At 54.8% G+C, this 19,611-nt stretch carries 15 protein-coding genes and 1 other RNA gene; 11 read left to right on the forward strand and 5 right to left on the reverse strand.

Annotated features, from left to right (window positions below; all coding sequences use genetic code 11):
• The first annotated feature begins 7 nt into the window (after window positions 1-7).
• Complete coding sequence (locus tag EQG79_RS11340) at window positions 8-649, forward strand: WbqC family protein (RefSeq protein WP_262708615.1); 642 nt, start codon at window positions 8-10, stop codon at window positions 647-649.
• 155 nt (window positions 650-804) lie between these two features.
• Window positions 805-3,336, forward strand: coding sequence for an ATP-dependent Clp protease ATP-binding subunit (locus EQG79_RS11345; protein WP_077923409.1), 2,532 nt, complete (start codon window positions 805-807; stop codon window positions 3,334-3,336).
• Window positions 3,337-3,399: 63 nt separating this feature from the next.
• Here EQG79_RS11345 and EQG79_RS11350 read toward each other — a convergent pair whose 3' ends face one another.
• Window positions 3,400-4,149 carry a phosphatidylinositol-specific phospholipase C/glycerophosphodiester phosphodiesterase family protein gene (locus tag EQG79_RS11350; RefSeq protein ID WP_129601518.1) on the reverse strand — a complete coding sequence of 250 codons (750 nt, stop codon included), beginning with the start codon at window positions 4,147-4,149 and terminating at the stop codon, window positions 3,400-3,402.
• A gap of 218 nt (window positions 4,150-4,367) precedes the next feature.
• On the opposite strand from EQG79_RS11350, the gene fabG reads away from it, so the two are divergent.
• Together fabG and EQG79_RS11360 are read left to right on the forward strand one after the other, a co-directional pair.
• The gene (gene fabG / locus EQG79_RS11355) at window positions 4,368-5,114 is read left to right on the forward strand and encodes a 3-oxoacyl-[acyl-carrier-protein] reductase (protein WP_077923407.1); all 747 of its coding nucleotides are present in this window, start codon (window positions 4,368-4,370) and stop codon (window positions 5,112-5,114) included.
• Between the two features lie 75 nt (window positions 5,115-5,189).
• Window positions 5,190-7,319, forward strand: coding sequence for a VWA domain-containing protein (locus tag EQG79_RS11360; RefSeq protein ID WP_129601519.1), 2,130 nt, complete (start codon window positions 5,190-5,192; stop codon window positions 7,317-7,319).
• A 60-nt stretch (window positions 7,320-7,379) separates the two neighbouring features.
• Here EQG79_RS11360 and EQG79_RS11365 read toward each other — a convergent pair whose 3' ends face one another.
• Entirely contained in the window at window positions 7,380-9,827 is a 2,448-nt protein-coding gene (locus tag EQG79_RS11365) for a helix-turn-helix domain-containing protein (RefSeq protein WP_129601520.1), read from the reverse strand.
• A 260-nt stretch (window positions 9,828-10,087) separates the two neighbouring features.
• On the opposite strand from EQG79_RS11365, the gene EQG79_RS11370 reads away from it, so the two are divergent.
• The 7 genes from EQG79_RS11370 (at window position 10,088) to EQG79_RS11400 (ending at window position 15,619) form a co-directional block, all read left to right on the forward strand.
• A complete protein-coding gene (locus tag EQG79_RS11370) occupies window positions 10,088-11,143 on the forward strand; it encodes a Smr/MutS family protein (RefSeq protein ID WP_129601521.1) in 1,056 nt (351 codons plus the stop codon).
• Entirely contained in the window at window positions 11,115-12,539 is a 1,425-nt protein-coding gene (locus tag EQG79_RS11375) for a DUF4403 family protein (RefSeq protein WP_240699333.1), read from the forward strand. Before EQG79_RS11370 ends, EQG79_RS11375 begins: the two co-directional genes overlap by 29 nt.
• A gap of 42 nt (window positions 12,540-12,581) precedes the next feature.
• Window positions 12,582-12,965: RNase P RNA component class A (gene rnpB, locus EQG79_RS11380), an RNA gene on the forward strand.
• A 169-nt stretch (window positions 12,966-13,134) separates the two neighbouring features.
• The gene (locus EQG79_RS11385; RefSeq protein WP_077923402.1) at window positions 13,135-13,704 is read left to right on the forward strand and encodes a 30S ribosomal protein S16; all 570 of its coding nucleotides are present in this window, start codon (window positions 13,135-13,137) and stop codon (window positions 13,702-13,704) included.
• Window positions 13,705-13,814: 110 nt separating this feature from the next.
• Window positions 13,815-14,399 carry a ribosome maturation factor RimM gene (gene rimM, locus EQG79_RS11390; RefSeq protein ID WP_077923401.1) on the forward strand — a complete coding sequence of 195 codons (585 nt, stop codon included), beginning with the start codon at window positions 13,815-13,817 and terminating at the stop codon, window positions 14,397-14,399.
• Entirely contained in the window at window positions 14,389-15,066 is a 678-nt protein-coding gene (gene trmD / locus EQG79_RS11395) for a tRNA (guanosine(37)-N1)-methyltransferase TrmD (RefSeq protein WP_077923400.1), read from the forward strand. The genes rimM and trmD overlap by 11 nt, the downstream gene beginning before the upstream one ends.
• Window positions 15,067-15,202: 136 nt before the next feature.
• Window positions 15,203-15,619, forward strand: a complete 417-nt coding sequence (locus tag EQG79_RS11400; protein ID WP_077923399.1) for a response regulator — start codon at window positions 15,203-15,205, stop codon at window positions 15,617-15,619.
• Here the strand turns inward: EQG79_RS11400 and EQG79_RS11405 are convergent.
• The 3 genes from EQG79_RS11405 to EQG79_RS11415 all read right to left on the reverse strand — a co-directional run bounded on the left by EQG79_RS11405 (window position 15,616) and on the right by EQG79_RS11415 (window position 19,570).
• Complete coding sequence (locus EQG79_RS11405; RefSeq protein WP_129601523.1) at window positions 15,616-17,829, reverse strand: transglycosylase domain-containing protein; 2,214 nt, start codon at window positions 17,827-17,829, stop codon at window positions 15,616-15,618. The two genes, EQG79_RS11400 and EQG79_RS11405, sit on opposite strands and share 4 nt — an antisense overlap.
• Window positions 17,830-18,012: 183 nt before the next feature.
• The gene (locus tag EQG79_RS11410; protein WP_129601524.1) at window positions 18,013-18,465 is read right to left on the reverse strand and encodes a GNAT family N-acetyltransferase; all 453 of its coding nucleotides are present in this window, start codon (window positions 18,463-18,465) and stop codon (window positions 18,013-18,015) included.
• A gap of 67 nt (window positions 18,466-18,532) precedes the next feature.
• On the reverse strand, window positions 18,533-19,570 hold the full coding sequence (locus EQG79_RS11415; RefSeq protein ID WP_129601525.1) for an RluA family pseudouridine synthase: 1,038 nt from the start codon (window positions 19,568-19,570) through the stop codon (window positions 18,533-18,535).
• Window positions 19,571-19,611 lie beyond the last annotated feature (41 nt).

Below are 19,611 nucleotides of genomic sequence, written 5' to 3' on the forward strand. Positions count from 1 at the left end.
GATACTATTGGAAAAGTACCAGTCTAAGCTGCTTACCGACGAATTGCTCATTGAGTTGCACTATTTACCCTGTCTGGATTATATGGCGGGTTTGCTGCAGGTTGGTCGGGTGCGTTTAGAGGCTCACGAGCATTACCAGAAGCAAAGTTACAGAAATCGTTGCTACGTCCTGACGGCGAATAAGGTTGATGTGCTGACGGTACCGGTTCAACAGGGAACTCGTCACCAGCCGATTCGGGAGCTGCGGATTGATAATGATCAGGCCTGGTCCGCTCATCATCAACGATGCCTGCAGGCCGCCTATGGAAAGGCTCCTTTTTTCGAGTACTATTGGCCTGAGCTGGTGTCGGTATACCGAAGGGACTGGACCTTCCTCTTTGACCTGAACGTTGAACTGCTGACAATTTGTCTGAAACTACTGGGGGCTAAGCCCGTCATAAACCTGACAGATTGCTATGAAAAAATACCCGAATCCGGCCTAATTGACGCCCGGTCCAGGGTAAATCCGCGTGGGGGGGCTGAATCGTATGTATTTTACTCACCAACACCCTATACGCAGAATTTTGGCGTTGATTTTGTACCAAACCTTAGCATTATAGACCTGTTGTTTTGCCAGGGACCAGCTGCGAGCGAGTACTTGAACCGGTAAAGAACGAAACCATAGACAGTCGTTTATTCTGTCGTTCTCCACGCTGATTTTCTTACCCTGACTCGATCCGCTCTTTACCGTCGGCAGGCGAACAAATCCTTAAAACTCTTCGTTAAGCCTATATTACGCTTACCTAAGGAGACCCCCTAAATCGAATGGAAGCAAAATTCTCAAACCGCGTCAAGGAAGTTATCTCGCTGAGCCGAGAAGAAGCCTTGCGCCTAGGCCACGACTACATCGGCACGGAGCATCTGCTGCTGGGTATGATTCGTGAAGGTGAAGGTGTGGCGATCGGGTTGCTGAAGAAATTCGGCGTATCACTCGATGAACTCCGGGTTACTATTGAGCAGGCAACCAAGGGAACGGCTACCAACAATGTGAAAAATCTGGCTAACATTCCGCTGACCCGTCAGTCGGAGAAGACGCTGAAAATCACGTATCTGGAAGCCAAAATCTTCAAGAGCCCGCTCATCGGTACCGAGCACCTGCTGCTGTCGATTCTGCGCGACGAGGATAACGTCGCTACGCAGATTCTCAATAAGTTTAATGTCAATTACGAAGTCATTAAGGAGATGCTGGAATATCAATCTTCGGGAAGCCGTCCGGTGATGGGCCCCGAAACCGATGATGATGACAATGATCGGGGGATGTTCGGCGGTGGTGGCAGCGGTACTGGCCAGGGTAAAGACAAAGGCTCCGAAAAATCGCGGACGCCGGTTCTTGACAACTTTGGCCGTGACCTGACCAAACTCGCTGAAGTCGGCAAACTTGATCCAATTGTTGGTCGTGAAAAAGAAATCGAGCGTGTTGCTCAGATTCTGAGCCGCCGTAAGAAAAACAACCCGATTCTGATTGGTGAACCAGGCGTTGGTAAAACAGCTATTGCCGAAGGACTGGCCCTGCGTATCGTGCAGAAGAAAGTATCGCGGGTCCTGTTCGGCAAGCGTGTAGTAACGCTTGATCTGGCATCGCTGGTAGCGGGTACCAAATACCGCGGCCAGTTCGAAGAACGGATGAAAGCCGTTATGAACGAGCTTGAAAAGTCGCCCGAGGTGATTCTGTTCATCGATGAGCTGCACACAATCGTTGGTGCCGGTGGCGCATCGGGTTCGCTCGACGCATCGAACATGTTCAAGCCAGCGCTGGCCCGGGGCGATATCCAATGCATCGGTGCTACGACGCTCGACGAATACCGCCAGTACATTGAGAAAGATGGTGCGCTAGCCCGTCGTTTCCAGATGGTAATGGTCGATGCTACCTCCATCGATGAAACCATCGAGATTCTCAACAACATCAAGGACAAGTACGAAGATCACCACCACGTCAACTACACCAAGGAAGCCATCGAGGCTGCCGTGAAGCTGTCGGAGCGGTATATCTCGGACCGGTTCCTGCCCGATAAAGCGATCGACGTCCTCGACGAAGTGGGCGCCCGGGTTCACATCTCGAACATTACAGTTCCGGAAGATATTCTGAAACTGGAAGAGCAAATCGAGAACATTAAGAAAGAAAAGAACCAGGTCGTTAAAAGCCAGAAGTACGAAGAAGCTGCTCAGCTCCGCGACAAGGAAAAGCGACTGATCGATCAGCTCGATCGTGCCAAGCAGGCTTGGGAAGAAGATACCAAGAAGCGCCGGTACACGGTTAACGAAGAAAACGTTGCCGAGGTAGTCGCCATGATGACGGGTATTCCGGTCACGAGCGTGTCGAACGACGAAGGCAAGAAACTGGTGAACATGGGCGAAGAGCTGAAAGGTCGGGTGATCGGTCAGCAGTCGGCTATCGACAAACTGGTGAAAGCCATTCAACGGACGCGTGTCGGTCTGAAAGATCCGAAGAAACCAATCGGTTCGTTCATCTTCCTCGGCCCGACCGGGGTTGGTAAAACCGAACTGGCGAAAGTACTGGCTACCTATCTCTTCGACAAAGACGATGCGCTGGTGCGGATCGATATGTCGGAGTACATGGAGAAGTTCAGCGTAAGCCGGCTGGTCGGCGCCCCTCCGGGCTACGTAGGCTATGAAGAAGGCGGTCAGCTGACCGAGAAGATTCGCCGGAAGCCGTACAGTGTCGTGTTGCTTGACGAGATCGAGAAAGCCCACCCGGATGTGTTCAATATCCTGCTGCAGGTGCTGGACGATGGTATCCTGACCGACGGTCTGGGTCGCCGGGTCGATTTCCGGAACACGATCATCATCATGACCTCGAACATTGGGGTGCGTGACCTGAAAGATTTCGGAGCCGGTATCGGGTTTGCTACCAAGCGTTCGAGCGAAAGCCAGGACGAGCTGATGAAGAGCACTATTCAGAGCGCCCTTCGCAAAGCGTTCTCGCCGGAGTTCCTGAACCGTCTGGACGATGTGATCGTGTTTAATTCGCTCCAGCGCGAAGACATTCACAAGATCATCGATCTGATGCTGGGCAAACTGCTGGGCCGGGTAACCAATCTGGGTTATACCGTAGAGCTGACCGAAAAAGCGAAAGACTTCCTGTCGGAGAAAGGGTATGACCCACAATACGGTGCCCGTCCGCTGAGCCGCGCCATTCAGCGTTACCTCGAAGACCCCGTTGCCGAGGAAATCCTGAAGGGTGAACTCAAAGAAGGCGATGTAATCCAGGCCGACTACCCGGGCGAAGGCGAAACCCTGACCATTACGGTGAAGAAGCCAGAGGCCGTTGTCGAGTAAACGATCAATGCCTATATAAAAAAAGCCGGACGGAAACGCCCGGCTTTTTTTGTGTCTTTATGCTTACTTCAGCTCGCGGGAGGCCTCGGCAACTTTGTCGGTATTGATGATATCTACGCCTAACTTTTTCAGCTGTTTCCAGGCTGAAGGGTTGTCGGGAATGGCCCAGAACCGGATGGGCTTGTTGTCATTATGAGCGCGTTTGATAACCCGCTTAAGCTTCTCGCGGTCGAGGTCAGACAGGTCGCTGACCCCATCCCATCGTGAGTAAGCCCGAAAATTATCGCTGATCATGGCTACCCGTTGCAGCGTTTCCTGGTCGTGCACTTCGCTGGGCCGTCCGTCGAACTGAATAAGCAGGGGATAGTCGAGGTAGGTGTCGAGTTTAGGGCGGTTGCCGCTGATGACAACCTGGACGGCGTAGGGATTGGCGGCCCGGTTGAAGCAGGTCAGATTCTGTTGCAGACGGGCAATCAGTTTGGGCAGCACCTCGGCGTAATTGTCTTTCACATCGATCACCAGCGCAAAGGTATACGTCCGATCGGGACTTACTTTGTCTTTATACTGAGCGAAAAGTCGTGCGATAGGAGCCAGGTACAGCGAGTCGAGCGTAGGAGCGGCCGTCTGTGGCTTGTCATGTGCTACCACCAGCTCGCCATTCTGCAACCATACGTCGGCTTCGATGAAATCAGCCCGTTGTTCGTAGGCAGTCACAAACGGACGAGGTTGGGCATAATCATTGTGGGCGTGAATCTTTTGCGCCAGGGCGGCCGAGCTGGTCAGACCGAGCGCAAGTAATATCCGATACAACATAGTCCGTTTTAATTTCTGACAAAGTAACGCAGGCTTATGGGGAAACCAAACTGCTATCAACCTTGTCGTTTGCTGCCAAACTCCTATTTTTGGCCACTTAACAATGAGCCAGGCATAATGACCGCGGGGCAGTAGGGTAATGTAGGTGGATAAGGCCTTCGGGCCTGTTCGATACTGTTACGCTGGTTGTATACATGGCTTATTTTATATTACACAGAATGGACTTGTTAACAGGAAAAGTAGTGCTGATTACCGGTGCCTCACGTGGGATCGGGCGGGCCATGGCTCAAAAATTTGCTCAGGAAGGTGCAGCCGTAGCCTTCACCTATTTGTCGAGCGTTGAAAAAGGACAGGCCCTGGAAGATGAACTCCGGTCTTTTGGCGGACAGGTAAAAGGGTACCGGTCCGACGCGTCGAACTACCAGGCCGCCGACGATCTGGTTACGCAGGTGATTGCTGACTTTGGCAAACTTGACGTGCTGGTGAACAACGCAGGTATTACCAAAGACGGACTGCTGATGCGGATGTCGGAAGAACAATGGGACACCGTTATTAACGTTAACTTAAAGTCGGTCTTCAACCTCACAAAAGCCGCCACGAAGCCTATGATGAAAGCCCGAGCCGGGTCTATCATCAACCTGACATCGGTAGTGGGTATTCGGGGAAACGCGGGTCAGGCCAACTACGCAGCCTCCAAGGCGGGCATTATTGGCTTTACGAAGTCGGTCGCGCTGGAGCTTGGTTCGCGGAACATTCGCTCCAACGCCATTGCCCCCGGGTTCATCGAGACAGAAATGACCGGCGAAATCAATGAAAAAGCCATTGACGAATGGAAGCAGCAGATCCCGATGAAACGGGGTGGTCAGCCCGACGAGGTAGCCGACTGTGCCGTTTTTCTGGCTTCTGACCTGTCTCGCTACATCACCGGACAGGTGTTGCAGGTAGACGGGGGTATGCTTACCTAGCAAGTGATCATGAGCGATAGGGTATGAGACATAGCTATCGCTCATGACCTGTCGCTCTTAACTTATTGCGCAAGAATGAACGTCATTTTTCAGTCGTCTCCCTGGTGGATTCTGGTTTGTCTGCTCGTGGGGGCAGTGTACGCATTGGCCATGTATCAGCCGTTACCGCGCCTGGCCGGAAACGGAGGAACGATAGGAGGCTTCGACAAACGAATGACGTATGGGCTGGCAGCGCTGCGGTTTGTGGTGGTGAGCCTGCTTTGCTTTCTCCTGCTCAACCCGCTCATCAGAAGCCTGCGCACGCTGACCGAAAAACCAACCGTCGTGCTGGCCATCGATAATTCCGAGTCGGTAGCCGCTGCCGGTCGGCCAGCGCTCAGCCAGTCGCTCGAAAAACTTCAGCAACTCCGGAACGGGCTCACCGAACGGGGGCTGGAGGTGGCCGTACGCCGACTGGGCGATACGATCAGCAATACGCCGTCGGGCGAGCTGGACCTGACACAAATTGCGTTCTCACAGCGCACTACCGATTTGTCGGGCCTCCTGTCCGGCATCCGGTCTGACTACGAAGGCCGAAACCTCACCGACGTCATTCTGGTCTCTGACGGCATTTTCAACCAGGGCGTCTCCCCAACGTTTGGGCAGTATCCGTTTGCCGTACAGACCATCGGGCTTGGTGATACAACCGCCAAACGTGATATTCAGCTAAAAGGCATCGTAGCCAACCGGATCGCGTACCTGGGTAATCAGTTTCCCATTCAGGCCGAGATCGTTAGCAGTGGATTTCAGGGCCGAAGCGGCACCGTTGTACTCCGGCAGAATGGGAAGGAACTAGCCCGGCAGTCCGTTTCGTTCAATCAGGCAGAGACCTTCAATCAACTTACTTTCCAAACTACCGCTACGCAGAAGGGCGTGCAGCATTATGTCGTTGATGTGCTGCCCCAGCCCGGCGAATTCAGTACGCGCAACAACCGCCAGGATGTCTATATCGATGTGATCGACGGCAAAGAGAAGGTGCTGCTGCTCGCCCTGACTCCCCATCCCGACATCAAGGCTCTGCGCAGCATTCTGGAGAAAAACCAGAACTACGAACTGGATATTCGTATCCTGACGGGCTCTACGGATCCGACTCCACCGGCGGATAAAGTTTATGATCTGGTTATCCTGCACCAGATTCCCGACAATGGGGGCGTTGGCAATGCGCTCGCCCAAAAGTATCTGGCCAAAAACACACCCGTTCTGTTTGTGCTGGGTAACCAGTCGTCGCTGGGCCCCTTCAACACGTCGAACCCGGTTATGCAGATTGCCGGCGCTCCCAATCAGAGCGATAAGGTGCTGGGCGTATTCAACGCAGATTTCAAGCAACTGAACTTTGATCCTGCCCGGCTCGAACTGCTTAGTAAACTACCGCCTATGCTGGCCCCGTATGGCGACTTCCGGCTGCAGCCTGGTAGTGAAGTGGTGTTGTACCAGCAGGTAGGCAGTGTCCGAACTACCAAGCCACTCCTGGCGCTAAACGTTACAAGCCCGCGGAAAACCGCCGTCCTGGCCGGGGAAGGCCTATGGCAGTGGCGGCTGGAAGAGTACGCCCTGACGGATAAGCAGGAGGTAGTCGATGAACTGATACAGAAGATAATACAACTCATTTCGGTGAAAGAAGACCGGCGTAAGCTGCGGGTGTACCCCATCCGAAACGAATTTATTGCGGGGGAGAAAGTTATTTTCGAAACGGAGTTGTACAACGATATTTTCGAGCGCGTGTATGACCGGCCCGTGCGGCTCGAGATCAGCGATGAGAAAGGAATTACGCGGTCATTCACCTACACCCCAACGGCTGCCAACAGCCGCTTCGAGATAAGCCGCCTGCCCGATGGCGCCTATCGGTTCAGAGCCAGTGTGAACGTGAACAACCGGACCGAGCAGTCATCGGGGCAGTTTGTGGTGCGCGACCTGCAACTCGAGGCTGTTAACACCACGGCCGATCACGGACTGCTTCGGCAGCTATCCCAGCAAACCGGCGGGCAGTTCTACAGCCCAGCCAGGCTCGATGACCTGGTGAAAAATCTGGTCGATCGGCCGCGCCAGGCCCGGCTAACCAGTACCGAAGAGATGAACGAGATCATCAACTGGCGCTGGCTCTTCTTCGTGATCCTCACCCTGGCCTCGATCGAGTGGGGCCTGCGGAAGTTTTACGGCGGCTACTAATCGCTTCGTCAACATCGTTTACATCCGGCAGCACCCGAGTACGGACAACCGGATGTTGGTTTAATCGTCTACAGTGCCCTGGGCAACGCGCATGGCATTATAAACAAACCGGATTTCGCTGTAGGTAACGCTGTCGCCCAGGCCCGTTCTCGATTCGCTGAGCGTTTGTGAGGGGTTGTTTTCCAGATACGACTGAATCAGGACCAGCCGGTCAGGGGGCAGAACGGCTTCGACCGATAAGTCGCCGGTTCGGATGCATTCGGCCAGGTGGCTTTCTATCGTGGTTGTCGCCAGGTTACGTTCGGTCGCAATGTCCTGTACGGATTTGCCCGCCTGAAACAGCATCAGCGTCACCGTGGCCGATGGTGTTTTTACCTCTTTCGGTGGCTTGGGTTCTTTCGCTTTTTTTACTTTAGCCGGTGCTTTGCGGGGCTGCTCCGTATAGGTCTGAATAAGGGCCAGCAGATCGGCTCCAATCTGTTTTACTTTCGTTTTGCCGAAACCTTTTATCGCCAGGAGCTCTGCAGTTGTTTTGGGGCGTAGCCGGGCCAGCTCAACAATCGTTTTCTGGGGGAGAACCATATAGGCCGATGTATTGTATTCGCCGGCCAGGTCGTTGCGCCACTTCATCAACGCGCCATATAAACCACCTTTCGGCGTATCGTCACTGCTGGCGGTCTCGATCTGTTTGCGGGCCGGTTTGAAATCCAGTTCAGCCCGGTTGCGGGCCTGCAGGTACGCCAACGCGTCGAAACCCGTACGAACGCTCTCGAACGATCGGAGTTTGCTGAACAGCTCTTTCTCCAGTTCATCGAGGGCCTCCAGCAGTGCCTCGCGAACCTGCTTATTATCGCAGTCGGTGGGGCAGCGTTGCAGCAGCGGCAGGAGGTCGTCGGCCAGTAGGGTCTGAAAATAGGCCCCCGCTTTCCGGATCCGTTCCTGCAGGGCTTCGTTGGCTTCGGGGAGCTGCTCTGACCCGAAGTAGGTCGGCAGCTGGGCCACAAACCGGCGAGACACATCCCGAGCTTTTTCGATCAGGCTGTCGGCAAGCTGGCTCAGCAGAGGGCCGACTTCGCCATCCAGACTGCCGGCATGTTCATTGGCTACCCGCCGGCAGCGGTACACGAGCGAATGCGCCTGCTCGAACGAGAAGAGTTCGGCAATCAGCCATTCCTGATTGATTCGTTTAGCTTCGTGCAGGTGCTGTTCGTTGGGCGTTTGGAGCTGCACCTGTTCGTGGAAGTCCTCAAGGGTCTGCTCGGTTTTGATACTATGCGATGGAATCGGAGTTCGCAGAACGAGCCCATCCAGCGTCTTGCAGCGGCTGAGGGCTACATAAACCTGCCCGTGTGCAAAGGCCGAAGAGGCATCGATGATGGCTTTTTCGAAGGTAAGTCCCTGGCTTTTATGAATCGTTATGGCCCACGCCAGCCGGAGCGGATACTGGGCAAACGTACCAATTATTTCACCTTTGATTTCTTTGGTTTCCGCATCGAGCGAGTAGCGGATATTCTCCCAGGTGGCCATGCCAACCGGAATGGCTTCGCCCTCGCTCAGTACCGTAATGCCGTCTTCGTCAATGTCGGTAATGCGCCCGATCTTGCCGTTATAGTACAGTTTATCCCGCGAGATATCGTTCTTGATGAACATGACCTGCGCCCCTTTTTTGAGTTCAAGACTCGCTTCGGTCGGGTAGGCGTGGGCCGGGAAGTCGCCGGTTACGGTGGCTTCGAACCGGTATAATTTGGGTTTAAGGGCCTGCAGCTTCTGGTTGTTGATGGCCAGCGCCGTATGGTTATGTGTAGACAGGGTAATGTACCCTTCGTTATCGTCGGGGTTGAAGTCGGGCACGTACCGCTGATTGAGGTCGGCAAGCTGCTCCCGGGTGATAGTTTTTTCGCGAATGCCGTTCAGCAGGCTGATAAACCGTGCATCGGACTGGCGGTAGATATGTGACAGTTCGATCGAGACATACGGGGTCTGCCGCAGGGCGTGGCTACCAAAAAAATAGCCTGTATCGTAGTGAGGCCGGAGCAGTGCCCATTCTTCATCTTTGATAACCGGAGGTAGTTGCTGCATATCGCCGATCATCAGCAGCTGTACCCCACCAAAGGGAGCGCTATTGCCCCGGTAGCGCCGGAGAACCTCATCGATGCCATCGAGCACATCGGCCCGAACCATACTGATCTCATCAATCACGAGCAGGTCCAGCGTACGAACCAGTCTGATTTTATCCCGGTTGAAATGACGACCTTCGCGCTGCACCACTCCCGGCGCCAGTGGACCGAAGGGGAGTTGGAAAAGCGAGTGGATGGTGACACCACCGGCGTTAATGGCCGCCACTCCCGTTGGCGCAACAACCGCCAGACGCTTGGCGCTCAGCTGCCTGATCTGGTGCAGAAAGGTAGTCTTGCCCGTTCCGGCCTTTCCCGTCAGAAAAACATTCCGGTTGGTATGTAGAACAAACTGGTGGGCCAGTTCAAGTTTTTCGTTAATTACGGCAGGCATACGGATAAGGCGAGAGTGAAACGGACAAAGCTAATCGTTGTACTTTTGAAAACGAAAGTCGTTTTAGAACCGTTCGACTGACAAAGCCAGGAAAAACTTGTTACATAGGTACGGGCGGAATCCGAAACGGGTTGTCCGGCCGAAGTAAGGCTAGAAACGTGTACAGTCGGGCGTTTTCTGGCGAGCTTTTGCTGTTGGTAGCCGTTTCGCCTTGCCCAGTCGGAGCCTAAACAGCCGCCTAATCTTTTATTAGTAAGACTATGAATATCGGTGATAAAGTCCGTTTACTGCGGGCTAAAGAACAGGGCGTCGTGTCGCGCTTTCTGCCTGGCGACATGATTGAAATTGAAATCGAGGACGGGTTCCGGATTCCGGTCATGCGGTCTGAAATAGTGCCTGTATCGCCCCTGGAGGCTGAGCGGTTGCTGAAAACCAATACCTATGCGCCCCAGAAGCCAGCCGCGTCTGCGTCGTCATTGGCCATACTGTCCAATCAGGGCATCTACCTGGCTTTTTTGCCGGTAAACGATCGGGAGTATACCCTGCATCTGATCAATAACACGGATTGGGAATTTGCGTATGCGCTGGGCGAAGAGTCGGCCGCCCCCGCCGGTGGCGTTCAGTTTCGGGGGGTTCACAGCGGATTGCTGAAGCCGAAGTCGCAGCAGAAAATGAACGACCTCTATACCCACGCCACCTTCGAGAACTGGCCGACCTTCGTGGTGCAGGGCTTGTGGTTTCGGGCGGGCAAGTCGTCATTGCGGCCTCCGCTGGTGAAGCGGTTCAAGGCCCGGGCCAGCACGTTCTTCAAAAACAAGGTTACGGTGCCTGTCCTGAGCCAACCCGGTTTCCAGACCCAGCTCGATGCCGAGGCCGAATCGACCGCACCGGCGCCGGCTGGAACCCGCCCCCAGCCCGCGGGTGCTGTACCCCAGCGGCCATCGGCTCGCCCCACTACCATCCGGCCAGACGAGCTGAAAGCCGAAATGCTGAAGGCTAAAACCGACCTGGGAGCGCTGTCTGTTGAAAAGCCATCGTCGGTAGTAGACCTACATGTCGAAGCGCTATTGCCTAACGGGCCCGGCAACCGGACGCCGAGTGACCTGCTCACAGTGCAGCTCCACCATTTTGAGAAAAACCTGGAAAACGCAATCGCCAGTGGTATGAACGACATCACATTCATCCACGGAGTCGGTAGCGGTGCCCTGAAGACAGAAATTCACCGGCGGCTGGGGCAGCATCCCAACGTTCGTTTTTTTGAAGATGCCCAGAAACAGAAGTTTGGCTATGGAGCCACCAAGGTTACGATTAAGTAGTTTCGTTTTTCTTTGCTGGATCAGTTTGCTCGTCGGTTGTCAGCCCCCCACCACCAACCGACTGAACCCGAAGGCGCCCAAAGAAGCCTACACCACTACCGAAATGGAAGTTCGTAACGAACGCTTTTTGTCTACCGTTCATGTGCCGGTCTCGATAGCGCTGAACGACGTGGAACGGCAGATCAACAGCCAGGTAAACGGCCTGATCTACGAGGACAACAGTCTGACCGACAACGGCAACGACCAGTTCATGGCGAAAGTCTGGAAACGGGGCACTATCCTCGTGTCGGCTGCCGATAGTTTATTCCACTTTACCGTTCCCCTAAAAATCTGGGTGAAGGCAGGCGTATCGGTGCTGGGTTTTACGACCTATAAAGAAACCGAGTTTGACATCGATCTGCGGTTCAAAACCCGCTTCGATCTGGAGCGTGACTGGTCGGTTCACACCCAGACTACCGCCGATGGGTACGGCTGGGTTCGTCGGCCGACCGTTAGCGTAATCGGCGTCAACATCCCGATTACCAGCTTTGTGGGACGCATGATCGATAAAAATCTGGGCAGCATAACCAAAGCGATCGATCAGCAGGTTAGACGGAATGTGGACTTGAAGACCCCGGTTCTTCGCGCCTGGAACACGCTGAGAGAGCCGTATCTGGTGTCGGAAAAATACCGAACCTATATTCAGGTGGTACCTAAACGGATCCTGATCACACCGTTGCGGTTCGAAGAGCGGGTCATTCGGTCCACGATCGGTATCGAAGGGTTTACCCTCACCACCACCGGTGCCCGGCCCGACGTTCGACCCGCCGTGGTCCTGCCCGATCTAAACGTCGTTGCCCAGGTCAACGATGATTTTAAGATAGGCCTGCTGAGTGAAGTAATCTACCCCGAAGCCGCCCGGATCGCTACAGAGGAGTTTGTCGGAAAAACGTTTCGGTTCAGTGATGACCGCTACGCCATTACCGTAACGAACATCGATCTTTACGGGCAGAACGAGAGCCTGATCATCAAAGCCGGGCTGACCGGTACCATCACGGGCGATATTTATCTGCGGGGCCGCCCGTATTACGACGCCCAGACGCAGACGATTTCGCTCCGCGACCTCAAGTACGATCTGGACACCCGGAATATACTGCAACGGTCGGCCAGCTGGTTATTGCAGGGTACCTTCGCGCGGACGCTCGAGAAACAGCTCACCTTTCCGGTCGGGTCGTACATTGCCGATATACAAAAGCAACTACAGCAGCAGCTCCGGAACAACCAGCTCGCCAAAGGAGTGGTTATCAACGGCCGAATCGATGAAATACGACCCGATCAGGTCTATCTGACACCGACAGCCTTACTGGCGGTGGTCCACGCCCAGGGTCGTCTGGACGTCAAAGTAGACGGCCTGTAGGCGCGATCGCTGACAAAATCCGTACCTTTGCTGTCCCCAACCAATTCAGGCCAGCTTATCGCGTCCGGGAGATCGGGCGAGGAAAGTCCGGGCAGCACAGAGCACCCTACTTCCTAACGGGAAGGCGGACGGCTGGGAACGGCCGTTCGACAGCCAGTGTCACAGAAAATATACCGCCGAAAGGTAAGGGTGAAATGGTGGAGTAAGAGCCCACCGCCCGGCGGGCGACCGACGGGGCAGGATAAACCTTAGGGGCTGAAAGACCAAATATGCGCTGGACGTGCGGCTGCTCGTCGCCAGCGGCCCGAAAGGGCCAACACCAGCGCGGGTAGGTCGAACGAGGTGTCGGGTGACCGGCATCCCAGATAAATGATAAGCATCCGGCCCGTCCGGAGACAGAACCCGGCTTATCGGTCTGGGTTGATTGGGATTTTTAACGAGTTCATCGGGCTCACCCCTCCGCAACAGGCATGATGGGTGAGCCCGATTGTTTATTATTTATGGCCAGCAGGGAGGATAGTGGCTATAATTTCGTACCTTTGCGGCCACGTTTTACGCGGGGGGTTCGTCCTCCCATCAAAACTTACAAGCACAAATGGCTGTTAAAATTCGTTTAGCGCGTCGTGGACGCAAAAAGATGGCGATGTACGACATCGTAGTGGCTGAATCTACTTCGCCCCGCGATGGCCGGTTTATCGAGAAAATCGGTTCGTACAACCCCAACACCGACCCTTCGACGGTCGTACTGAAGTCGGAACGGGCCGTTTACTGGCTTATGGTAGGTGCTCAGCCGACGGATACCGCTCGTTCGGTATTGTCGCACGAAGGCATCATGTACAAGAAACACCTGCAGGTAGGCGTCAACAAAGGCGCCATCAGCCAGGATCAGGCCGACGAGAAATTCTCGACCTGGAAAGAAGACAAAGAGAACCGGAAAGCCGGTGCTGCTGACACCAAGACGCAAACCAAAGAGCAGGCTCGTGCTGCTCGTCTGGAAGCTGAGCGTAAGGTGAACGAAGCCCGCGCCGAGGCTATCGCGAAGAAAAACAAAGTAGAAGAGCCAGTAGCTGAAGAAGCTCCGGCTGCCGATACGACCGAAGAAGTAACCGCTGAAGCTCCGGCTACAGAAGCGGCTGCTCCGGAAGAAACTCCCGCTGCGGAATAGATTTTCGTAAGAAATAGTTAGTAAAGAGCCTGCTCTACACCGAGCAGGCTCTTTCTGTACATAATGCGGCCGGTAAGCCGCTCAGTGGCGGTGCTGAGCCGCGTTCTATCATGACTAAAGACGATTGTTATCAGTTGGGCCACATCACCAAAACGCACGGCGTCAGTGGTGAGCTGGTCCTGTACCTGGATGTCGACAACCCCGCCGAATACGCTGACCTGGAAACGGTGCTGCTGGAAGTGAAGGGGGAGTTGATTCCATATTTCATCGAATCGATTGCCATCGTGAAGGGCAGCCGCGCTATTGTGGCCTTTGAAGACGTGGACACCATCGAGCAGGCTGAACGGCTGATCAACTGCGGAGCGTATCTGCCGTTAGACGAGCTGGAGCCCATAACCGATGAAACCCGGTTTTATTTCCATGAGATCGTTGGCTATCAGGTGGTCGATGCTGAAGCGGGTGAACTAGGGATTGTACAGGGCGTGTATGCCATGAATGCCCAGGATCTGATCGCTATGGATTATCAGGGTAAAGAGGTCCTGATCCCGATCAACAGCGACATCGTTCGCACCGTAAACCGGGAGGCTCGCAAGTTGAATGTGGTGTTGCCCGCTGGTCTGCTCGATATCTACATGGAAGAAGATAAAGCCGACGCCAAACCCGAGGCTGATGACGACGATACCGATGAGGATTGATATTATTACCTGCCTGCCTCGGCTGCTGGACAGTTTCTTTGCCCACTCGATCCTGCAACGGGCGCAGACGGGCGGGTACGTGGAGGTGGTGGTGCACGATCTGCGGGATTATACCGCCGATAAACACCGGCGCGTCGACGATTATGCGTTTGGTGGGGGCGCGGGCATGGTGATGCAGATCGAGCCCATTGCCCGCTGTATCCGCGCGCTACAGGCCGACCGGACGTATGATGAAGTTATTTATATGACGCCCGACGGCGAACGGCTTAACCAGCAGACGACCAACTCGCTGTCGCTACGCCGGAACCTGATCATTCTCTGCGGCCACTACAAGGGGGTCGACGAGCGGGTGCGTGAGCTGTTCGTAACGAAAGAGATCAGCATTGGCGACTACGTGCTGAGCGGTGGCGAGCTGGCGGCCTGCGTACTCGCCGATGCCATTATCCGGCTGTTGCCCGGCGTGCTCAACGATGAGACCTCGGCCCTGACCGACTCGTTCCAGGATAATCTGCTGGCTCCGCCGGTGTATACGCGTCCGGCCGAGTTTGAAGGGCACCGCGTTCCGGCTATCCTTTTGAGCGGCCACGAAGCCAAAATTGACGAATGGAGGCATGAACAGGCGCTGGAACGTACCCGAGCCCGCCGGCCCGATTTACTCGAATCCTGACCTGATTCATTAAAATTTCGGTCTGTACACGAGGGGCAGCTGATCGGCTCATTGGCTATTCTGTTTAATATTTCTTAAACAGAAGGTATAAATTCTGGTTTTTTATTGATGTAGCAGTAAAAAACTCAGCGATTTCGTGAGCAAAACAGTGCACATTTTACTGATCGAAGATGATCAGGACGACGTGGAGTTATTCCAGTACGCCTTACATTCGAACCGGGTCATCTGTCAGCTGGAGGTGATCATGGATGGCGATCGGGTGGAGTCGCACCTACAGACGAGCACCAAACGCCCCGACGTCATTGTCATGGATCTGAACCTGCCCCGGATTTCGGGTCGGGACCTTCTGCAGCAGATACGGACCATTGATGGGTTTAGTCAGGTTCCGCTGATCGTCATGACTACCTCATCGGCCGACGACGATCGCAACTTCTGCCTGGCCAAAGGGGCCAACCAGTTTATCATCAAGCCCAGTTCGCTGGATGCCTTTGCCCAGACAGTGGCGGCTATTGTTGAGTTGGCTCTAACCGGGAACCAACCGTCCCCGCGTTAATTAACGCCTTCTTCCAGCGCCCGTTGTTCCCGTTCCCGTCGTTTGCGTTCCCGACGTTCCTGGCGCAGCTGCCGACGTGTTTTTACCGTATCGGCCGGAGCTACCTCACCCGTTGCTGCATCGGGCTGTACCGTTGCGGGGGGCGATTCGTTCCGGCGTTCGTCTTCGCGCCGACCCCGGAAGATACGCCGGAGGAAATCATCGATTCCTTCGCTCTCTTCTACTTCGCCCTCCATCGGATCGGTCATGAGGCTGTCGGGCTGGTAAAGACTGTCTACGGGTGCAATCTGACGGCGCAGTCCTTCGCGCAGCCGGACACCGTAGAAGCCATAAGCGCCTGAATCGGGCTCGGTCAGCCCCCGCTTGGCCATGAGTCGGCCGATGATCCGGAAATACCCACGCACGTTGCGCACCTGAAGCGATCCATCGGGCAGGAACCAGTCCAGCGCCCGTTTGGGGCGGGGGACTACGAACGCCAGAAAGATACTCTCGCCCAGATCCAGTTGGGCCGGTGATTTACCGAAATAGTAACGGGCTGCCTCGCCGATACCATAGATGTTGCGACCCCATTCGATGATGTTCAGATACACCTCATACATGCGGTCTTTCGGAATCAGGCGCTCGTTCTCGATCAGCCACACAATCAGTATTTCCTCGACTTTGCGGGAAAGGGTCTTGTTCCGGCTCAGGAACGCGTTCTTGACCAGCTGCATGGAAACCGTACTGGCACCGCGCTTGAACGACTTTTCTTTGAAGTTGGTCGCGATCGATACCCGAAACGCCTTTTCGTTAAAGCCTTTGTGGGTAAAGAAGTTATAATCTTCTGAAGTGAGGAGCGCGTTTCGCAGGTCGGGGGCGATCTGGTTCAGGGGGGTATAATCCGGATTTTCTGGCCCGACAGTTATGGGGCGCATCGGCTTCCCCTGTTCGTAAGGTGTATAGACAAACGGCTGGTTGATGGCCGCAAAATCGGTTCGGCCCATTTTCAGAATACGGAATCCCTGCGGAGTTAAGCCCGAGTTGAACTTAACGGAGTCGGGGAGGGAGGTATCGAGCTGAAAGGCCAGGTCGTATTTTAGCTTGCCCGTCACCTGCATACCCTCCAGCGACTCGAATAGTCCCTGCGGAAACGAGTTGAACACGGCCTGCGCATCCATCGCATCGGTATGCAGCTGCAGTTCATAAATTTTGCTGGGCGAGAGCGTGTATTTGACAAACGGGCGGGCGCTAACCTGCCCCAGCTGCAGGGTAGAGGAGCTGTCGATGCCCACGTAGTTTTCGCCGACAAACACGTTGGCTTTCATCGATGCGGTCGGTACGAGTACATCCGTACGGGCAATGGCTGGGTGGTTGATGCGCAGGTTCCGGACCGAGCCCGTACCTTCGAGCCGGAACTCGCCCCGTTCGCGATCAACGTCGCGGAGTTCAAAGCGAACGGTGTCTGTTTGCAGTTTGAGCTCGTATTTCTTCTGAATGTACGGGAGTTCGAGCGGTTTCGGCCGACCTCCGGGACCTTCGGCAAACAGCGCCAGGTTATACTCGCGGTCGGCGGGGTCGGCGGTTCCAGTGATGTGCCAGGTGGCCAGGTTCCGGTTCAGCAGCAGCGTAGAGTTAACGACCTCATCACGAATCGTAGCCGTCTGGGTCAGCAGGCTAAGGGTGTCGTTATTGTCCATACCCCGAAACTCAACATTCCGTACGCTGAGATTATCGGGAATCTTGGACAGCAGGTTGTCGATGAGGTTCTCGGCAACGTCGGCCAGGTCGGTCCGGCGCGTGGTTTGGGTCTCGGTAGAGTCGCGCTTTTTCTGGCGTAGCAAGAAGTCGATATTGGTAAGCGAGTCCCGTTTGACAACCTGAATCAGGCCGTTATCCATCGTCATAGCCGAGAGCCCGATTTTACCAGCCAGCAGCGGCCAGAAACGAACGCTCAACGCAACCGTGCCGATGCGGGCCAGACTATCCCGCTCTTCAGGGACGACCGAAATGTTGGTAAAGGCGATTGAAGTCAGACCTGTAAAACGGGCTGAGCCTATACGAACGTTGAGATTGTAGTCGCGTTTGGCTTTACGAACTGCCCGGTCGAGGGCGGTTTGCAACAGGCTTTCACGCCGGGAGTAGGCGTAACCAGCCCCAATGCCAGCTACAACAAAAAGACCTAAGAAAACCCAGCCGACAATACGGAGGGCTTTACGTTGACGATACGTCATGCTGAGAAACAAATGCTCGGAAGCGCAAAGATAGGAATTTGGGGGGAAGGTCAAGGGATTTATGGCAGGGGTATGGGGACAGGCCCGCCCGTACAGCGGCCCAGGATAGCCGTTTTCATGGGTCATCCGGTCAGGGTCTGATCCCCGTCCCTATACGTCCGGCGCTGCGCCCCTGCCCCTTACTCAAAAGTCGAGGTGGCAATTGGTCCAGCCATCGTCGAAACGGGTACCGAACTGCTGGTAGAAACCAATGGCGGGCTGGTTCCAGTCCAGCACCTGCCACATCATGCCGGTGCAGTTAGTCTCATGGGCCATCTCGATGGTGGCATCAAGCAGTAGTTTACCAACGCCATAGCCCCGAAAGGCTTCAGTCACGATGATGTCTTCCAGGTAAAGCCGCTTGCCTTTCCAGGTTGAATAGCGAAAGTAATAGACCGACATGCCCACGATCTTCTGGCTGTCGGAGTCTTCGGCAATGAGTAAGCCAAAAAGCGGGTTGGGACCAAAACCGTCTTCAGCCATTTGCTCAACGGAGTTGGTTACCTGGTCGGCTGCTTTTTCGTACACAGCTAGTTCAACGACCAGATCAAAGGCTTGCGGAATGTCGGCCCGCGTGCCGGGGCGAATGGAAATCATGCAGGGAATAATGAATGATGATAGAGATAAAACAAATGGGGGCTAGTGGGCGAACGAAATTAACGGTTCATCGCTCATCATTCACTATTTTATTCCGCCATTTGTCCAAAGCAGCCTGAAAATCATCGGGTAAGTCGGAGTCGAACTGCAGCCAGGCGCGGGTTCGCGGATGAATAAACCCCAGCGATTTAGCATGGAGAGCCTGTCGGGGAAGGAGTTTGAAGGCATTTTCGACGAAGGCTTTGTAGCTGCCGACCGGGTTGCCCCGCAGGATCCGGTCGCCACCGTAGGTAGCGTCGTTGAAAAGCGGATGGCCGATGTGTTTCAGGTGCGCCCGGATCTGGTGCGTACGGCCCGTTTCCAGGTTACACTGCAGCAACGATACGTAGCGAAGGGATTCGAGGGTTTTGTAATGCGTAACGGCCCATTTGCCTTTGGTCTCGTCGCTGTAGATGGCCTGCACTTTCCGGTCTTTCACCGAACGGCCAATGTAGCCGGTAATCGTACCCTCGGCGGGGTCGGGCAGTCCCCAGACCAGCGCATTGTAGGTACGTTCGATGCTGTGTTCAAAAAATTGCCGGGCCAGATGCGTCATGGCATATTCGGTTTTGGCAATCACCATCAGCCCGGAGGTGTCTTTATCGATGCGGTGAACCAGTCCTGGCCGGATGGTGCCGTTGCGGGTAGTCGGCAGGTTCTGAAAGTGATACACCAGGGCATTGACCAGGGTACCGCTCCAGTTGCCATGAGCGGGGTGTACAACCAGACCCGCCGGCTTATTCAGCACTAGTAGGTCATCATCCTCGAAAACGATGGTAAGCGGAATGTTCTCGGGCAGGATGTCGGTATCGCGGGGCGGGTGGGGGAGCGATACCGTGATGACATCGAGCGGTTTGATCTTGTAACTGGCCTTGGTGGGTTTGTCATTGACCCGTACCGATTCGGTGTCGATACCGGCCTGAATTTTGGTTCGCGAAGCATTGGGGAGCCGGTCCATCAGGAACCGGTCAACCCGCAACAGGCTCTGGCCTTTGTCCACCACAATGCGGTGATGCTCGTAGAGTTCGTCCTCGTCTTCTAAAATTTCTTCGCGGTCGTTGGTCACCCGTATCGCTGATTAACGCAGTTTTGAGCCGTTAACCAAGC

This window comes from Spirosoma sordidisoli (genome assembly GCF_004138325.1).
GTDB lineage: Bacteria > Bacteroidota > Bacteroidia > Cytophagales > Spirosomataceae > Spirosoma > Spirosoma sordidisoli.